Source organism: Cupriavidus gilardii (genome assembly GCF_013347325.1).
Taxonomy (GTDB): Bacteria; Pseudomonadota; Gammaproteobacteria; order Burkholderiales; family Burkholderiaceae; genus Cupriavidus; species Cupriavidus gilardii.
This window is the reverse complement of sequence record NZ_CP054624.1, coordinates 129,064-145,000: the sequence shown is the minus strand read 5'-3', so window position 1 is coordinate 145,000 and position 15,937 is coordinate 129,064. Positions and strand designations below refer to the sequence as shown.

Annotated in this window: 12 protein-coding genes and 3 pseudogenes (1 of these 15 cut by a window edge); 10 read left to right on the top strand and 5 right to left on the bottom strand. The window is 69.6% G+C overall.

The genetic code is table 11. The features are described from left to right. The 9 genes from FOB47_RS00580 to FOB47_RS00540 form a co-directional block, all read left to right on the top strand. A protein-coding gene (locus tag FOB47_RS00580) for a 3'-5' exonuclease family protein (protein ID WP_174779670.1) crosses the window boundary here: on the top strand, window positions 1-33 show its end. Its footprint begins 1,572 nt before the window's first position; only the last 33 of its 1,605 coding nucleotides appear in the window; its start codon lies off the left edge, out of view; it ends in the stop codon at window positions 31-33. A 230-nt stretch (window positions 34-263) separates the two neighbouring features. Beyond that, a complete protein-coding gene (locus FOB47_RS00575) occupies window positions 264-653 on the top strand; it encodes a hypothetical protein (protein ID WP_053824441.1) in 390 nt (129 codons plus the stop codon). Window positions 654-1,206: 553 nt separating this feature from the next. Then, window positions 1,207-2,142 (top strand): ABC transporter substrate-binding protein, encoded by a 936-nt coding sequence (locus tag FOB47_RS00570; RefSeq protein WP_390884790.1) that lies wholly within the window; start codon window positions 1,207-1,209, stop codon window positions 2,140-2,142. A gap of 80 nt (window positions 2,143-2,222) precedes the next feature. Then, window positions 2,223-3,260 (top strand): aromatic ring-hydroxylating dioxygenase subunit alpha, encoded by a 1,038-nt coding sequence (locus FOB47_RS00565; RefSeq protein ID WP_053824442.1) that lies wholly within the window; start codon window positions 2,223-2,225, stop codon window positions 3,258-3,260. Between the two features lie 3 nt (window positions 3,261-3,263). Further along, window positions 3,264-4,103 (top strand): ABC transporter ATP-binding protein, encoded by an 840-nt coding sequence (locus FOB47_RS00560; RefSeq protein WP_053824443.1) that lies wholly within the window; start codon window positions 3,264-3,266, stop codon window positions 4,101-4,103. Window positions 4,104-4,134: 31 nt separating this feature from the next. Then, entirely contained in the window at window positions 4,135-4,929 is a 795-nt protein-coding gene (locus FOB47_RS00555) for an ABC transporter permease (RefSeq protein ID WP_053824444.1), read from the top strand. Window positions 4,930-5,034: 105 nt separating this feature from the next. Further along, complete coding sequence (locus tag FOB47_RS00550; RefSeq protein WP_174779669.1) at window positions 5,035-5,601, top strand: sigma-70 family RNA polymerase sigma factor; 567 nt, start codon at window positions 5,035-5,037, stop codon at window positions 5,599-5,601. Continuing rightward, window positions 5,598-6,674: a FecR family protein gene (locus tag FOB47_RS00545; protein WP_174779668.1), complete on the top strand. Its 1,077-nt coding sequence runs from the start codon at window positions 5,598-5,600 to the stop codon at window positions 6,672-6,674. The genes FOB47_RS00550 and FOB47_RS00545 overlap by 4 nt, the downstream gene beginning before the upstream one ends. 213 nt (window positions 6,675-6,887) lie before the next feature. Then, entirely contained in the window at window positions 6,888-9,368 is a 2,481-nt protein-coding gene (locus FOB47_RS00540) for a TonB-dependent siderophore receptor (protein WP_244959242.1), read from the top strand. Here FOB47_RS00540 and FOB47_RS00535 read toward each other — a convergent pair. Next, window positions 9,359-10,353, bottom strand: a pseudogene (locus tag FOB47_RS00535) (flavin-nucleotide-binding protein). The gene FOB47_RS00540 and the pseudogene FOB47_RS00535 overlap by 10 nt on opposite strands. Before the next feature lie 40 nt (window positions 10,354-10,393). Beyond that, window positions 10,394-11,032 carry a glutathione S-transferase family protein gene (locus FOB47_RS00530; RefSeq protein WP_174779667.1) on the bottom strand — a complete coding sequence of 213 codons (639 nt, stop codon included), beginning with the start codon at window positions 11,030-11,032 and terminating at the stop codon, window positions 10,394-10,396. Window positions 11,033-11,163: 131 nt separating this feature from the next. Here FOB47_RS00530 and FOB47_RS00525 point away from each other — a divergent pair. After that, window positions 11,164-11,757: pseudogene (locus tag FOB47_RS00525) on the top strand (LysR family transcriptional regulator); the annotation flags it as partial. A gap of 1 nt (window position 11,758) precedes the next feature. Here the strand turns inward: FOB47_RS00525 and FOB47_RS00520 are convergent. The 3 genes and pseudogenes from FOB47_RS00520 to FOB47_RS00510 all read right to left on the bottom strand — a co-directional run. Continuing rightward, window positions 11,759-12,424: pseudogene (locus FOB47_RS00520) on the bottom strand (Bug family tripartite tricarboxylate transporter substrate binding protein); the annotation flags it as partial. Window positions 12,425-12,434: 10 nt separating this feature from the next. Beyond that, window positions 12,435-13,748 carry a DUF1254 domain-containing protein gene (locus FOB47_RS00515; RefSeq protein ID WP_174779666.1) on the bottom strand — a complete coding sequence of 438 codons (1,314 nt, stop codon included), beginning with the start codon at window positions 13,746-13,748 and terminating at the stop codon, window positions 12,435-12,437. A 20-nt stretch (window positions 13,749-13,768) separates the two neighbouring features. Beyond that, window positions 13,769-15,937, bottom strand: a complete 2,169-nt coding sequence (locus tag FOB47_RS00510) for an acetate--CoA ligase family protein (protein WP_174779665.1) — start codon at window positions 15,935-15,937, stop codon at window positions 13,769-13,771.

The window sequence follows — 15,937 nt, the reverse complement described above, 5'->3', positions numbered from 1 at the left end:
GCGCAGACGCCGCTGCCGCTATTCGAGTTCTGAGCAACCACCAGCCATCGAGCGCACCAGCCGAGATAGTCAAGGAGTCGATCGTCTGTACGCCGCCGCACATTGCCGCCTTGGCAATGCGCGCCCGGTCGCATAGCCTGCCTCGTAACGGAACAGCCGCAGCGGGAGCCGCCATGCCTTCGATTCGCGCCTCATCCCCGGCCCGCACACGGGCCTCGCGCTGGCGACGGTGCCTTGCAAAAGCGAAGGCGAAAGCGACAGCCGTGGCCACGGCCCTTGCCGCCGCGTCGCTGTTCGGCTGCGCCAGCCAGCAAACCGGCGCGATGCAGTCGATCGTCGACTCGTGGCGCGGGACCCCGATCGACCAGGCCAGTACCCAATGGGGCCCGCCGGCCTCCGTGCAGCCCCTCGCCAATGGCAACGCCTACGTCTGGGTCGACGAGTTCCCGCGCGCGCAGGCGCCCGGCAGCGGACCGCGCGAAGCGCGCGCGCCGACCGACCCGGCGCCCGCCACGATCGGCCGCTGCCAGCGCCGGCTGATTGCCGGCGCCGATGGCATCGTCCGCGGCGGTGACTGGAGCGGGGACACCTGCTGCCTGACCACCGCCTTCGGCCGCTGCGCCGCGCTGCTCAATCGCAAGCCCAAGGGTTGAGCCACACCGGGGTTGAGCCGCACCGGATCGCATCACGCCGCACCAAACCCGCGATGCGATCCCAACCCCGGCGCCCACAGTTGGCGCATCGGGCCGCGTCGATGCCACCGCGCGCGCCGATCCCGCGTGGCATGCCTCTTGCGACATTCCCGCTCGAGTAGAAGCGGTTAGCGCCGCCGCATCGCCATCGCAGGCCGATGCTCCGGCGCGGGACATTGCTCTCACGACCACCGGTCGTCACCGGCAGCGCCATCCGCGCGCCGCGTGTTGAACCCGGCCGCCCCGGCCGCGAACGAGAGAGAGCGCACACGATGTCCCGTCCCTGCCATTCCTTCCGGTCCCATCGCCTCGCCGTACCGCGCCCGCCGTAAGCGCCGGTTCGGCCCCGCTTCGCCCTTCCCTTCGACGACGACACGACACCCCAGGCCCCATGAACACGTCGCACCTCGCTCCCTCCTTCGCGGCAGAGACCGCATCGCCCATCGTCCCGCACCGCCCGCGCAGGCGCCTGCTTGCCGGCGCATTCGCAGCCGCAGCCGCGGCCGCGGCCGCATTGACCATCGCACCGCTGACGGCCTTCGCCGCCGACAAGGTGACCTTCCTGACCTCCTGGTACGCGCAGGCCGAGCACGGCGGCTTCTATCAGGCCGTGGCCGAAGGCATCTACAAGAAACACGGTCTCGACGTGACCATCCGCATGGGCGGGCCGCAGGTCAACGGCATGCAGATCCTGAGCAGCGGCCAGGCGGACTTCCTGATGGGCTACGACCTGCAGGTGCTCAAGAGCATCGAGCAGGGCGTGCCGGTGACGACGGTCGGCACCTCGTTCCAGAGCGATCTGCAAGGCATGATGACGCATGACGACGTCAATGGGCTGGCCGATCTGAAGACCCGCACCGTGCTGGTCTCCACCTCGGGGCGCACCACGTGGTGGCCGTGGCTGAAGGCGAAGTACCAGCTCGACGAGGCGCAATCGCGCGTCTACACCTTCAACCTGCAGCCCTTCTTCGCCGACCGCAATACCGCGCAGCAGGCCTACGCCTCGTCGGAGGTGTTCGCCGCGGAGAAGGCGGGCGTCAAGACGCGCTTCTTCCTGTTCGCCAACGATGGCTATCCGCCCTACGGCACCACCATCGTGACCATGCAGAAGACCGTCAAGGACAAGCCCGATCTGGTCGCGCGCTTCGTGCGGGCATCGATGGAGGGCTGGAAGAGCTATCTGGCCAATCCAGCCGCGGCCAATGCGCTGATCAAGCGGGACAACCCGAACATGAAGGACGACCAGCTTGCCTGGGCGCTGGGCAAGCTCAAGGAGTTCCGGCTGGTCGACGGCGGCGACGCGGCGCGCCAGGGCATCGGCGTGATGACCGACGCGCGCTGGCAGAAGACGCGCGACTTCATGGTCGGCGCGGGGCTGCTGAAGGCCGAGACCGACTGGAAGCAGGCCTACACCACGCAGTTCGTCAAGGACCTGAGGGTCATGCCCTGAGAGCAAGCGCCCGCCATTCGCAGCCCTCATTCCAACCCGACGCCATCGCGCGTCTTCCCTTCGCATTCCAAGGATTCATCATGCTGGTCACCCGACAACCCGTGCTGCGCCGCTTCTGGTACGCGCTGATGCCGGTCTCGATGCTCGACGACGGCCCCAAGCCCTTCACGCTGCTCGGCGAGGAGCTGGTGCTGTGGAAACGCCCCGACGGCTCGCTGGCCGCGCTGCGCGACCGCTGCTGCCACCGCACCGCCAGGCTGTCCAAGGGCTGGGTCAACGAGCGTGGCGACATCGTCTGCGGCTATCACGGCTGGGAATACGACTGCTCCGGCGCCTGCGTACGGATTCCGCAGGCGCCCGACAACCGGGTCCCTGCCGGCGCCCGCGTGCCGGCCTATCGCGCCGAGGAGAAGTACGGCTATGTCTGGGTCGCGCTGGACGATCCGCTGCAGCCGATTCCCGATTTCCCCGAGGAAGGCGACCCCGCCTATCGCCGCATCCTGCAGTACTACGAGCGCTGGAACACCAGTCCGCTGCGCGTGATGGAGAACGCTTTCGACAATTCGCACTTCAGCTTCGTCCACCGTGCCAATTTCGGCATCGCCGACCAGCCCAAACCCGAGAAATACGAACTGACGCAGCGCGAATGGGGCTTCGAGGCCGAGACGCTGGTGCCGATCCGCAATATCGAGGCTGGCCATCGGGTGACGGGCACCACCGAGCCGATCACCCACCGGCATATGTTCAACCGCTGGGACATGCCCTTTACGCGCCGCTTCGGCTGCATCTATCCGGCCAGCGGACGCCATCACATCATCTACAACTGCGCCACGCCGATCGACGACCGCACGGTGATGCTGTCGCAATGGCTGTACCGCAACGACCGCGAGGAAGACTGTTCCACCGAGGAGCTGATCGCCTGGGACGCCCCGATCGTGGCCGAAGATCGCGAGATCCTCGAGGCCACCGACTACGACGCCTGCATCGATACGCGCCGCCGGGTCGAGTTCCATATGGAGTCGGACAAGCCGGGCCTGCTGATGCGCAGGATGCTGCTGGAGCTGCTGGAGCGGCACGGCGAGAAGGAAGTGTTCCGCGTACCCGTCGTCGGTGCCTGAGCCATGTCCGCCGGCCCTCGCGATACCGGCGCTGCGGACGCGCCGATCCTGTTCGCCAACCAGGTCGAGAAGACCTATCCCAACGGCACCGTGGCGCTCGAACGCGTCAAGCTGTCGATCCGGCCGGGCGAATTCGTCTCGCTGCTGGGCCCGTCCGGCTGCGGCAAGAGCACGCTGCTGAAGCTGTTTGCCGGACTCGAGGCGCCATCGGCCGGCCATCTGCGCTGGTGGGGCGAGGGCACGCTGCCCGGCACCAAACCCGCCGTCGCCAATGGCGCGCGCCGCACGCTGGCGATGGTGTTCCAGGAAGCAACGCTGATGCCGTGGGCGAAGGTGGCGGACAACGTCCGGCTGCCGCTCGATCTGGCGCGCATGCCGCGCGAGCAGGCCGACGACCGCGCGCGGCGTGCGCTTGCCCTCGTCGGCCTTTCCCAGTTCGGCCAGGTCTATCCGCGTGAGCTGTCCGGCGGCATGCAGATGCGCGTATCGATCGCGCGGGCGCTGGCGACCGAGCCCGATCTGCTGCTGATGGACGAGCCGTTCGGCGCGCTCGACGAATTCACGCGCAACCGGCTCGACGCCGATCTGCGCGCGCTGTGGGCCGAGCGCGGCCTGACCGTGGTGTTCGTCACGCACAGCATCTACGAGGCGGTCTATCTGTCGAGCCGTGTCGTCGTGATGGCGGCGCGGCCGGGCCGCGTGATCGCCGACGTGGCGATCGACGGTCCCGCGCAACGCGACGAGGCCTACCGCGTCAGCCCTGAATTCATGCAGCACTGCGCGCGGCTATCAGCGCTGCTGGCGCAGGCCAATACCGGCGTCGCTCCGGCCGATGCCGCGTAGCGGCCGCGACGCACCACCAAGGAATCCGATCATGGCATCGCCCCTGCTGTCCCGTCCCGCCGTGCAACGCATCGCCGCGCCGCTGGCCGTCGGCGCGCTGATGCTGCTGGCCTGGCAGGCCGTCTGCCTCTGGCTCGACGTGCCGCCCTATCTGGTGCCCGCACCATCGGCGATCGCGCGCACGCTGGTCGAGGACTGGGCGCTGCTGTCCGGCTCGCTATGGGTGACGCTGCGCATCACGATGCTGGCGTTCGCGCTGGCCGTCGTGCTGGGCACCGCGGCCGCCTTCGTGTTCGTGCAGAGCCGGCTGATCGAGGCCAGCCTGTTTCCCTATGCGATCCTGCTGCAGGTCACGCCCGTCGTCGCCATCGCGCCGCTGATCATCATCTGGGTCAAGGAGCCCACGCTGGCGCTGGTGATCTGCGCCACCATGGTCGCGATCTTCCCGATCATCTCGAACACCGTGCTGGGCCTGCGCAGCGTCAATCCCGGCCTGCTGAACCTGTTCCGCATCAACCGGGCCACGCGCTGGGATACGTTGCGGCGGCTGCGGATACCGAGCGCGCTGCCGTATTTCTTCGGCGGCCTGCGTATTTCCTGCGGCCTGGCGCTGATCGGCGCGGTGGTGGCCGAGTTCGTCGCCGGCACCGGCGGCACGGGCGCGGGGCTCGCCTATCAAATCCTGCAGGCCGGCTTCGCACTCAATATCCCGCGCCTGTTCGCCGCGCTGGTGCTGATCACGGTCACCGGCGTGCTGCTGTTCGGCGCGATGGCAATGCTGTCGCGGCTGGCGCTGTCGCATTGGCATGAAAGCGAGCTGGCGTGATGCCGGACCTGCAGGTTGCCAAACCCCATCCACGCCCATAAAATGCGAATCGTTCTCATTTCCTGATCATCACCGGACCTGGCTCTCGCCATGGCCGGAGTTCCCATGTCCGCCGCCGAGTCCCTGCCGTCACCGCCGATCGATGCGCTGTACAGCGATCATCATTCGTGGCTGTTCGGCTGGTTGCGCAAGAAGCTGTCCTGCCCGCACGACGCGGCCGACGTGGCGCACGACACCTTCGTGCGGATCCTGGCCTCGCGCGATGCGCTGGCCGGCGTGCGCGAGCCGCGCGCGTATCTGACCACCACGGCGAAGCGGCTGATCATCGATCGCGCGCGGCGGCACAAGCTGGAGCAGGCCTATCTGGCGGAGCTGGAGCAGGCGGCGGCCTCGCTGGACGGCTTTCCGTCGCCGGAGCAAACCGTCGCCGCGCTGCAGGCGCTGGCGCAGATCAGCGCCGCGCTCGACGGCCTGCCGCCGAAGCCGCGCGAGGCCTTCCTGATGCACTACCTGGACGGGCAGACGCACGCCACCATCGCCGCGCATCTGGGCGTGTCGACGCGGATGATCCACAAGTATCTGGTGCGGGCGCTGGCGCACTGCGCCTTGGCGGATGACGGCGATGAAGACGCAGGCCGCGCCGGTGCCGCCGCGGCATCGCCTGCCGGATGAGCGCGCGCCTTGACGACGGCGATCCGGTCGCGCAGGCAGCGGACTGGATTGCGAGGCTGACGGCCGACGATCCCGACGAGCGCGCCACCGCGCAGATCGAATTCGCGCGCTGGAAGGCCGCCGATCCTCGGCACGCTCGCGCCGCCGCCCGCGTCGAATCGCTGCTTCATCGGCTCGAAGGCCTGCGTCAACACGCCGGCGGCGATGCCCGTCCGGCGCGAGCGGCATTGCGCGCCGCCTTCGGGAATGAACGACATGGCGAACGACACGACGGCCCGCATGAGGACGTAGGCCATGGCAAGCCCTCGCGCCGACGCCGCACCGCACGCCATCTCGGCGCCCTGGCCGCCGCGCTGGTGACGACCGCCGTCATCGCGCTGTCGCTGCACGCCTGGCCGCCGGCCTGGCTGCTGGCCGATCTGCGTACCGGCACCGGCCAATGGCAGACCCACACGCTGCCCGACGGCAGCCGCCTGACGCTGAACAGCGGCAGCGCGGTGGACCTGCGCTATGACGAGGGACGCCGCCTGATCGAGCTGATCCGCGGCGAAGTGCTGATCGATGTCGCGCGCGATCCGGCCCGGACTTTCGTGGTCCGCACCCCGCAGGCCGACATCGAGGCGCTCGGTACGCGCTTCAGCGTCGACCGCGACGATCAGCGGACCGTGCTGACGATGCTGGAATCCAGGGTCCGCGCCCGCGCCACCGGCGCGCGCAGCGAGCCGCGCCAGGCGGTGGTGTCGGCCGGCGAACGCGTCGCCGTGACGGCGGCCGGACTCGGCCCGATCGAGCGCGTCAATGCGGACAGCATCGAGCAGGCCTGGCAACGGCACCAGCTGATCGCGCGCGGCCAGCCGCTGGCCGAGCTGCTGGACGCGCTGAACCGGCATCGCCCCGGCTGGATCGGCTACGACCGCAAGCAGATTGCCGACGTGCGCGTGTTCGCGGTGCTGCCGCTGGACGACACCGAGCAGGCGCTGCAGTTGCTGGCCAATGCGCTGCCGGCGGTGCGGGTGCGGCAGTTGACGCCGTATCTGGTGTGGGTGGACGCGCCGGCTGAAACGGCGGAATAGATGCGCTCGGTGTTCTCCCCTCTCCCGCTTGCTGGAGAGGGGCGGGGGAGAGGGCAGCTGAGCCGGCTCCCGGGACGCGCTCAAAACCACCCCCTCTCCCCAACCCTCTCCCCCTGAGGGGGAAAGGGAGAACACGGTCGGACGGAGCGGTTCCGGCTCCGCTCCCTCATCCGTCAAACACAACAACAACAAAAGCACGGAAACCGCGAAATCATGACCCATACCCATTCCGGGCCCCCGCGGCCTCGCCCGAACTCGCGCGCGCTGGCCGTTCAGCTGACGATGCCGCTGGCCCTCGGCGCCGCGCTGGCGGCCGCGATGACGCTGCCCGCCTGGGCCCACGCGCAGACGCAGGCGCAAGCCCAAACGCAAACACGAGCGCAAACCCGGTACGCCATCCCCGCCGGTCCACTGGCCGAGGCGCTGACGCGCTACGCCCAGCAGGCTGGTGTCGCGATCACCGTCGACGCCGACAAGCTGCGCGGCCTGCGCACGCAGGGCCTGCACGGCCGCTATGGCGTCGACGAGGGCTTCGCCGTGCTGCTGCGCGGCAGCGGCTACGCGATCGGCAGGACCCCGGCCGGCTATCTGCTGGTGCCGGCCGCCACGCCGGCGCCACAGGCCATCGCTGCGCCCGCCGATGCCGCGGTGCTGCCCGCGGTGACGGTCACCGGCAGCCAGGAAACCGCGCTGAGCCCCGGTGTCGGCTTCGTCGCCAGGCGCAGTGCCGGCGCGACCAAGACCGACACCCCGCTCGCCGAGACGCCACAGTCGATTTCGGTGGTCACCCGCCAGCAGCTCGAAGACCAGAAGCCGCGCAGCGTGTCGGAGGCGCTGAACTACACGCCCGGGGCCTTCACCGCGCTGGTCGGCGCGACCAATCGCTACGACTACGTCGCGCTGCGCGGCTTCATCGACAGCAGCGTCGACAACTCGCTGCTCGACGGCCTGAAGGTGCTGGGCGATCCGGGTAGCTACAGCTCGATGCAGGTCGACCCGTATTTCCTGGAGCGGATCGACGTGATCCGCGGCCCCGCCTCGGTGCTGTACGGGCGCGCCTCGCCCGGCGGCGTGGTCGCGCTGACCAGCAAGCGGCCGCAGTTCGAGCGCGCCGGCGAAGCCCAGGCCACCGTGGGCAACCGCAACCGCTACGAGGCGGGATTCGATCTGACTGGCCCGCTCGACGACAACGGCGTCGCCGCCTACCGGATCACCGCGATCGGCCGCTCGATGGATACGCAGTTCCGCCATGTCGAGGAAGAGCGTTTCGCCATCGCGCCGTCGCTGCTGCTGAACATCAGCCCGGACACGCGTCTGCTGCTGCAGGCCTATCTGCAGCGCGACCCGCATGGCGGCTATCACGGCGCGATTCCATCCGACGCGACCATCACCGCCGCGCACAACGGCCGCCGCATCCTGCGCAGCTTCTTCGACGGCGAGCCGGGCCACAACGAATTCACGCGCACGCAGCGCATGGTCGGCTACCAGTTCGAACATGCGTTCAACGACCGCTGGCAGTTCCGGCAGAACTTCCGCTATCTGTCGTCCGACGTCACGCTGCAGCAGGTCTATGGCTATGGCTGGGCCGGCCCCAACACGCTGACGCGCTATTACTCCGGCGCCAACGAGAGCCTGGACGCGTTTATCGTCGACAACCAGCTGCAAGGGCAATTCGATACCGGTCCGCTGAAGCACACGCTGCTGTTCGGCGTCGACTACCAGCACCGCCATGTCGACGGCTGGTGGGAATCGGGCGCTGCCGCGCCGATCGACGCCTTCGATCCGGTCTACGGCAATGCAGGCCTGTCCGGCCTGTTCCGCGCCAATATCGACCGCAAGCTCGAGCAGACCGGCCTCTACCTGCAGGACCAGATCGCCTGGGATCGCTGGCGCCTGGTGCTCGGCGGCCGCCAGGACATGGCCAAGGTATCGAACCTCGGCTTCGGCGCCGCCTCGCGCTCGGCGTGGGACGGCTCGAAGTTCACCAAGCGCGCGGGCCTGGTCTACCTGTTCGACAACGGCGTCGCGCCGTATGCCGGCTATAGCGAGGGCTTCAATCCGAGCGGCAGCACCGCCCGCGACGGCAGCCTGCTGCCGCCGACCGAGAGCCGGCAGTTCGAGATTGGCGTCCGCTACCAGCCGCCGCGCAGCAGCACGCTGCTGTCGGCCTCGCTGTACGACCTGACGCAGGACAAGGTCGCGGCGCGCGTGCTGTCGACCCCGTACTACCAGCCGGCCGGCAAGGTGCGCTCGCGCGGGTTCGAACTGGAGGCACGCTCGCGCGTGACCGACAAGCTGTCGGTGCTGGCCAGCTACACCTACACGCACATGCGCTACGTCGAGTCGCCCGAAGGCGTGGTCGGCAACACGCCGTACCAGGCGCCGCAGCATATGGCCTCGATGTGGGCCGACTATCTGGTCTTTCCCGGCTTCACCGTCGGCGCCGGCGTACGCTATGTCGGCACCAGCTGGGCCGACAACGAGAACTCGCTGAAGGTGCCGTCATACACGCTGGTCGACCTGATGATGCGGCTGGACCTGAGCCGCGTCAGCGCGTCGCTGAAGGGCGCCGGACTGCGGATCGCCGCCACCAATCTGTTCGACAAGACCTATGTGTCGTCGTGCGCCGGCCTGTTGAATTGCTACTACGGCGAGGCGCGCAACGTGATGGCGACGCTTACCTATCAGTGGTGAGCGGCGGCGGCGACGGGCCACTCGCCCGTCTCCGCCAGCACCGGCGACACGCTGACCAGCCTGGCGCGCAGCGGCAGACGGGGCGCCGGATCGCCTGCTCCACCCGCATCCGCACCAGCCGCTCGGCGCCAGCGTAGGCCTCGACTTCGGGACCATCCCAGACGATCTCCGCGCGCACCGCCACATGCAGCAGCGTGCCGTCCTCCCAATCGACAAAAAGCAGCCCTGCGCGCGGATTGGCGACCAGGTTGCCGATCGTGTTGAAGTAGGCGTTGCCGTTGAAGTCCGGCATCACCAGCATGCCGTCGCCGTCCACGCGCACGAAGCCTGGCTTGCCGCCGCGATGCGAGACATCGGCGCCGCCGCTGTGCGGCGCGTCCGGATCGCTGTGATGGGTGGCGATGAACAGCGTGTCGGCGTGCCGCACCAGGTCGATCGCGTCGCCATCGAGCCGGTCCAGCACCTGTGGCGCGGGCAGACCCGCGTGCGCTTCGCCCGATGACGATCCGGCCGGCTGCAGTTCGCGCTGCTGGATATAGCGCGGGCAATTGCCGAAGCTCTGCCGCACCTCCAGCGTGAAGCCGCCGACATCGCGCCGCGCCACCACGCCATTGAGCCGGTTGCGGCGGCGCGTCGGCAGTTCGATGCCGAGCAGGCCAAGGTCGGCGCCGTCGCGCAGCGCGCTGTCCAGCGGATCGCCGGGCAACGGCAGCGCATCGACACGCAGCGCGAGCGGATCGGGCGCATAGGCGAATCCCGGCGCGCCGACCAGCATCGTCGCCCAGACGCCGCCATCGTCCGTGCGTGCGCCGGCCAGCAGAAAGGGCAGTTGCGCGAAGAACAGCCGGTGCTGCTCGGGCATTTCACCGCGTACGATGCGGCGGCCCACCGCCTCCATCTTCTCGCGCTTGCCGACGCGCTCTTGCGCCAGCCGTTCGCCGCGATGGAAAGGCGATTCGTCGTGAGGCCAGGTCGGCAGTTCCATGATCGCGCTCCGGGGATGTGTGGTGATTCCGGCAAATGAATCAGGCGGCCCTGGCGACCGGCATCGGCACGAAGCGCGGCAGCGCTTCGACGCGCGCCAGCCAGGCGCGGATCGCCGGATACGGGGCCAGACTGATGCCACCCTCTTCGGCCCGGGCGATATACGCATAGGCGGCGACATCCGCCAGCGTGGCATCCGGGCCCACCAGGAATGCCGATGCGGCCAGCAGCGGTTCCATCGCCGTGAACAGCCGCTCGGCCTGCCGGCGGGCATCGTCGACGGGCACATCCATGCCGAACACGCCGGCGAGCCGCGCACGGGCCGGGCCGAAGGCGATTTCCCCGGCGGCGACCGAAAGCCAGCGCTGCACCGCGGCGGCCTTGACCGGATCGCGCGGCAGCCACCGGCCTTCTTCGTCGTAGCGCAGCGCCAGATACACCAGGATCGCGTTGGAGTCGGCGATCACGGTGCCGTTGTCGTCGAGCACCGGAATCTGTCCGAACGGGTTCAGGCGCAGGAACGGCTCGCGCTTGTGCTCGCCGCCGCGGACGTTGACCAGCTCGCAGCGGTAGGGCAGATCGAGCAGCGACAGCAACAGCTCGACACGATGGCAATGGCCCGACATCGGCACGTGATACAGCACCAGCGGGGCGGCGGGACGGGAAGATGCAGCGGACATGGTGGGCTCCGTTTTCTTGCGGTGTGTTTGCACAAGGAATTGCCAATGCCCGCATTGTGGTCGGCCGCCGGCCTGCAATAAAGCGCGCCAGATGTATTTGACTACTCCAATAGATGGAGTAATGTCGCGCCATGGACAAACTTCGCGCGATGCAGACTTTCGTTCGGATCGTCGACAAGGGCAGCCTGACCGCGGCCGCGACCTCGCTCGGCACCTCGTTGCCGGCGGTGGTGCGCACGCTGGCCGCGCTGGAGGCCCATCTGCAGGTCCGCTTGCTGAACCGCACCACGCGCCGGCTGGCGCTGACCGAGGACGGCCGCAGCTACCTGGACAGCTGCCGGCGCATCCTGGCCACCATCGACGAGGTCGAAGCCGGCCTGACCACGCGCCAGGTCGAACTCGCCGGCCACCTGACGGTGACCGCGCCGATGCTGTTCGGCCAGATGTATGTGGCACCCGCGGTCACGCGCTTCGTGCAGCGCTATCCCGCGGTGCATTGCTCGCTGAACTTCGCCGATCGCGTGGTCGACCTGCTCGAAGAGGGCGTCGATGTCGGCGTGCGGATCGGGCCGCTGCGCGATTCGACGCTGATCGCCCAGCCGGTCGGCCGGATCCGCCGCGTGGTGGTCGCCACGCCCGCCTTCCTGCGCAAGCACGGCGTGCCGCGCCATCCGGAGGACCTGGCGCGCGAGCCCTGCCTGCGCTTCAGCAACGGCAACCCGCACTAAAGGGCAGCGCCGACGTGATCGCCGTCAGAGTCGCATCGACACGCCCCGCCAGCAGTTCGGTATAGGCGGTGGCGTCGCCCTTGTAATGGACGGTCAGCGCCTTGAAACCCGCCTGCGCGGCAAACAGCTCGCCGGTCAGATGGGGCCCCGAGCCGATGCCGGGCGACGCGAACGTGATGCCGTCCTTCTTGTCGCGCGCGAGCTTGACGAAGTCCGCCAGCGTGCGGGCCGGCGAGGCCGCGTTGACGATCAGGAAAACCGGCCCGACCACGCGCGGACCGACCGGCTTGAAATCCCTGGCAATGTCGTAGCGCTGCTTCAGTCCGGCCGCGGTATTGATCGCGAACGGCGCGGCCGCCCACAGCAGCGTGTAGCCGTCCGGCGCGGCATGCGCGACCAGTTCGTTGGCGACGCGGGTGCCGGCGCCCGGCCGGTTCTCGACGACGAACTGCTGCCCGTACTTCTGGCTCAGCGCGTCGGCCAGCACGCGCGCCGAGGTGTCGTTGGACCCGCCGGCGCCATAGGGCGAGATCAGCTTGACGGGCCGCGAAGGATAGCTGTCGGCGTGCGCGGCCTGGCCAGGCGCGAGGCCGACGGCAAGCAGTACGCCCGCCAGCAGCGCCCTGGCGAGCCGGCTGCCACCAGGGAAGTGGGAACGGAGCATGGTGGCCTCCTCAGGCGATCCGCCGCACCGGCGGAATGACGTACTTCCCGGCGATAAAGGCCGGGCTCGGATGATAGAGGCGCAGGATCAGGTAGAACGGCCCCGCCGGCGCCGGCAGCCAGTTGTCGATTGACGCCGGCCGCGCATGCGAGATCGCGATCGCCAGGCTGCCGTCGGCCTCGTAGCGCAGGCCCGGCGTGCGATCGCCGATCGCATGGCGGCCGATCGCATTGGCGGTGAAGAAGCGGTCCTCGCCGTACAGCGACACCGACCAGAACGCCTGCGCCGGCGGCAGATGGCCCGCAGGGAAGCGCAGCTCGTAGGTGCCGGCGCCATCAAGCGGCTGTCCGTCGGCATCGAAGTCCGCCATCGCGTAGACCGCCTCGTCGGCACGCAACGCGCCCAGTCCCTTCATCGCGGTGGTCGCACGCATCAGCCAGTCGTCGCCATAGACGCCGAGCTTCAGGCTGTAGCCCCAGCTCTTGCGTGCCTGGCTGCGCGTATGCGCCTCGATCAGTGCCATGCCCTGCCGATAGGCGCTGGCGAGCCCGGCCTGCACCGCCGGCCGCAGCGCCGCGATCTCGATGTCGTCCTCGAGCCGGATGCCCTGGCGCCGCAGCAGCGTCAGCAAGCCTAGCTCCTGCGGCGCCGGCGGAAACTCCCGCAGCGCCTGGAACAGGTTGTGGAAGAAGTCGAGCGCGGCGTCGCCGGTCTCGCGCCACAGCCGCACGCACTGCGGCTGCCGCCCGATCACCGGCGCATCGAGCCGGAAGCCCTGCTCGAACGCATGCGCCGCCGGCAGGTCGTGCTCGCCCTGCACCAGCACGCGGCCAATCAGCCAGACCAGCGAGGTGGGACAGGCCACCGCGTGTCCGCCGTCCGCCTGCTGGCCGGCGCCGACCAGCTGCACCGCGGCGCCTTCGGCCGGCACATTGCGCGGTCCGAGATTCTCGAAGTTGTTGGTATGCGCATCGAGCAGTTCCACCACGTAGTAGCGGTCCGGATCGCTCAGCGGTGGCACGTGCAGCGTGACCGGACCGTCGGTCAGATCGACCCAGCCGCAGAAGTACAGCAGATCGTTGGCGGGCGTGACGATGTCGCGGTCCTCGTGCGTCCATTGGCGCGTACTGGCCGACAGCACATTGATCGGCGCGCGGCCGTAGCCGGTGGCCGCCTCGACCGAGGTCTGCACCCGGCATGTGCGCAGCGTTTCGATCAGCGGGTAGCCGTAGATCACCAGCGGCAGCGCCGCCGCGGCGGTCAGCGCCTGCTGGGGATTGTCGTAGACGGGAGCGGAGAAGACGGGGCTGGCGGGATGGTTCATGTCGGGTGCTCGCTTCGGGTTCAGGACGCGTCGTGCCGCAGCGTGATGACGGCGTCGGCCGCCACCGGGCCGTCGACGGTAACGATGAAAGGATTGATTTCCAGCGTGTCGAGCCGCGGCCCGATTGCGGCGGCGGCCTGCGACACGCGCACCAGCACCTGGGCGACGCGCTCCAGCGGCACCGCCGGATTGCCGCGATGGCCGACGAACAGCGCCTCGGCGCGGCTCTCGCGCAGCGTCGCCAGCGCACGCGGCATCGACAGCGGCGCCAGGCCGAAGGCCATCTGCCGGAACACCTCCACCGCGGTGCCGCCGATGCCGGCCAATGCGACCAGCCCGAACACCGGATCGCGCCGCACGCCGACCATCAGTTCGCCCCAGCCGCGCAGCATGCGCGCCACCACCACGCCATCGAAGGGCCCCGGCGCGCCGCCCGACTGCTGCGCATGGCGGCGGGCCGCGTCGCGCACGCGCGCGAATGCGGCGCGCACCGCGGCGGCATCGTGCAGGTTCAATGCAACGCCGCCGACATCGCTCTTGTGCAGGATCTCGCGCGAGCACAGCTTGACCGCGACCGGATAGCCGAGCCGTTCGGCGATCCGTACCGCCTCGTCGGCGTCGCGCGCCAGGCCGTGCGGGGCGACCGGCACGCCGGCTTCGGCCAGCAGTTGCATCGCTTCATGCTCGGACAGCGCGCCGGCGTCGGCGGCGATGCGCGGCAACTGCGGCAAGGGGGAGCCCGCCGCCGGCTCGCCGCCCGTGTCGGTCGGCTGCGCGGCCGCGCGCGCCAGCGCGGCGACCGCTTCGATCGCATGCGCGGGCTCGCGGAACACCAGGCATCCGTGCTGCTCCAGCCAGGCGCGGCGATCGTCGGCGACCAGCCCGCACAGCAGCAGCGGCGCGCTGCCGTTCGATGCGTGCAGCGCGGCGACCGTGCGCTGCAGTTCGGGCCACAGCGCCGGCGCATTGGCGCCGGCGGCGAGGAAGGCCACCACGCTGCCGTATTCCCCGCATTCGGCGACGTCGCGCAGCGCGTCCAGCAGCACGCGCGGCTGAGCCACGATCTGGCCGGTGACGTCGATCGGATTGGCGGTACTGGCGAACGGAATCGCGGCGCGCAGCGCTTGGGCCGGGGCGGCGGGCATCGGCGGCATCGGCAAACCGAGCTGCTCGGCGCGATCGGCCATCATGATGCCGACGCCACCGGACACCGTGACGATCGCCACCGGCGCCACCGCATCGGCCGCCAGGCCGCTGGCGCTGTGCCAGCGCGACGGACGGCGGCCGCGCGACAGCACATAGCCGAGCCGGAAGAATGCCTCCAGCGATTCGGCGCGATGGACGCCGTATTCGTCGAACACCGCCTGGTACACCGCGTCCTCGCCCGCCAGGCTGGCGGTATGCGATTGCGCCGAACGCGCGCCGGCCTCGGTGACGCCCACCTTGGCCACGACCACCGGCTTGCCGGCCGCGCGCGCGGCGGCCAGCGCGCGGCGCAGCCGCTCGCCATCGCGGCAGCCTTCCATATAGGTCAGGATCACCCGCGTGTCGTCGTCGTGCGCAAGCCATTCGATCACGTCGGCGACCTGCAGCCCGGCCTCGTTGCCGGTGGTCACCCAATGGCTCAGCCCGAGGCCGGCCTCGCGGGCCAGCGCAAAGGCATAGGCGCCGAAGGCCCCGCTCTGGCTGACCAGTCCCACATCGCCCAGCGGCGGCAGCCCGCCCAATGGAATCGGCGAAAACGTGGCGAACATGCGCTCGCGCAGATTCATCGCGCCGAGGCAATTGGGTCCCAGCAGCGTGATGCCGTGATGCCGCGCCTGCTCGGCCAGCGCCTGCTGCATGCGGGTGCCCGCTTCGCCGACCTCGGCGAAGCCCGACGTGAAGAACACCGCGGCGCGCGTGCCATTGGCGGCCAGCTGCGCCATCACGTCGGCGCTCGCCATTGCCGGCACCGCGACGATCGCAAGATCGACCGGTTCGCCGAGCGCGCCCAGCGAGGGCGTGGCGGGCAGACCCTGGATCTCGGCCGAGGCGGTATTGACCGGATGCACGCGGCCGCCGTAGCCGAGCTCGCGCAGCAGCCGGATCGGCATGCCGCCGACCTTCTCCGGCTGGGAGGAGGCGCCGATCACGGCGATCGAGCGTGGCCGCAGCAAGGCGGACAGATCAGGGGTCGGGTCTGGCAT

What these genes read in the sequence shown, in the direction of transcription:
- FOB47_RS00565 (WP_053824442.1), top strand. Translation starts at nt 2,223, where the DNA reads ATGCTGGTCACCCGACAACCCGTGCTGCGCCGCTTCTGGTACGCGCTG.
- FOB47_RS00560 (WP_053824443.1), top strand. Translation starts at nt 3,264, where the DNA reads ATGTCCGCCGGCCCTCGCGATACCGGCGCTGCGGACGCGCCGATCCTG.
- FOB47_RS00555 (WP_053824444.1), top strand. Translation starts at nt 4,135, where the DNA reads ATGGCATCGCCCCTGCTGTCCCGTCCCGCCGTGCAACGCATCGCCGCG.
- FOB47_RS00550 (WP_174779669.1), top strand. Translation starts at nt 5,035, where the DNA reads ATGTCCGCCGCCGAGTCCCTGCCGTCACCGCCGATCGATGCGCTGTAC.
- FOB47_RS00545 (WP_174779668.1), top strand. Translation starts at nt 5,598, where the DNA reads ATGAGCGCGCGCCTTGACGACGGCGATCCGGTCGCGCAGGCAGCGGAC.
- FOB47_RS00540 (WP_244959242.1), top strand. Translation starts at nt 6,888, where the DNA reads ATGACCCATACCCATTCCGGGCCCCCGCGGCCTCGCCCGAACTCGCGC.
- FOB47_RS00530 (WP_174779667.1), bottom strand. Translation starts at nt 11,032, where the DNA reads ATGTCCGCTGCATCTTCCCGTCCCGCCGCCCCGCTGGTGCTGTATCAC.
- FOB47_RS00515 (WP_174779666.1), bottom strand. Translation starts at nt 13,748, where the DNA reads ATGAACCATCCCGCCAGCCCCGTCTTCTCCGCTCCCGTCTACGACAAT.
- FOB47_RS00510 (WP_174779665.1), bottom strand. Translation starts at nt 15,937, where the DNA reads ATGCCAGACCCGACCCCTGATCTGTCCGCCTTGCTGCGGCCACGCTCG.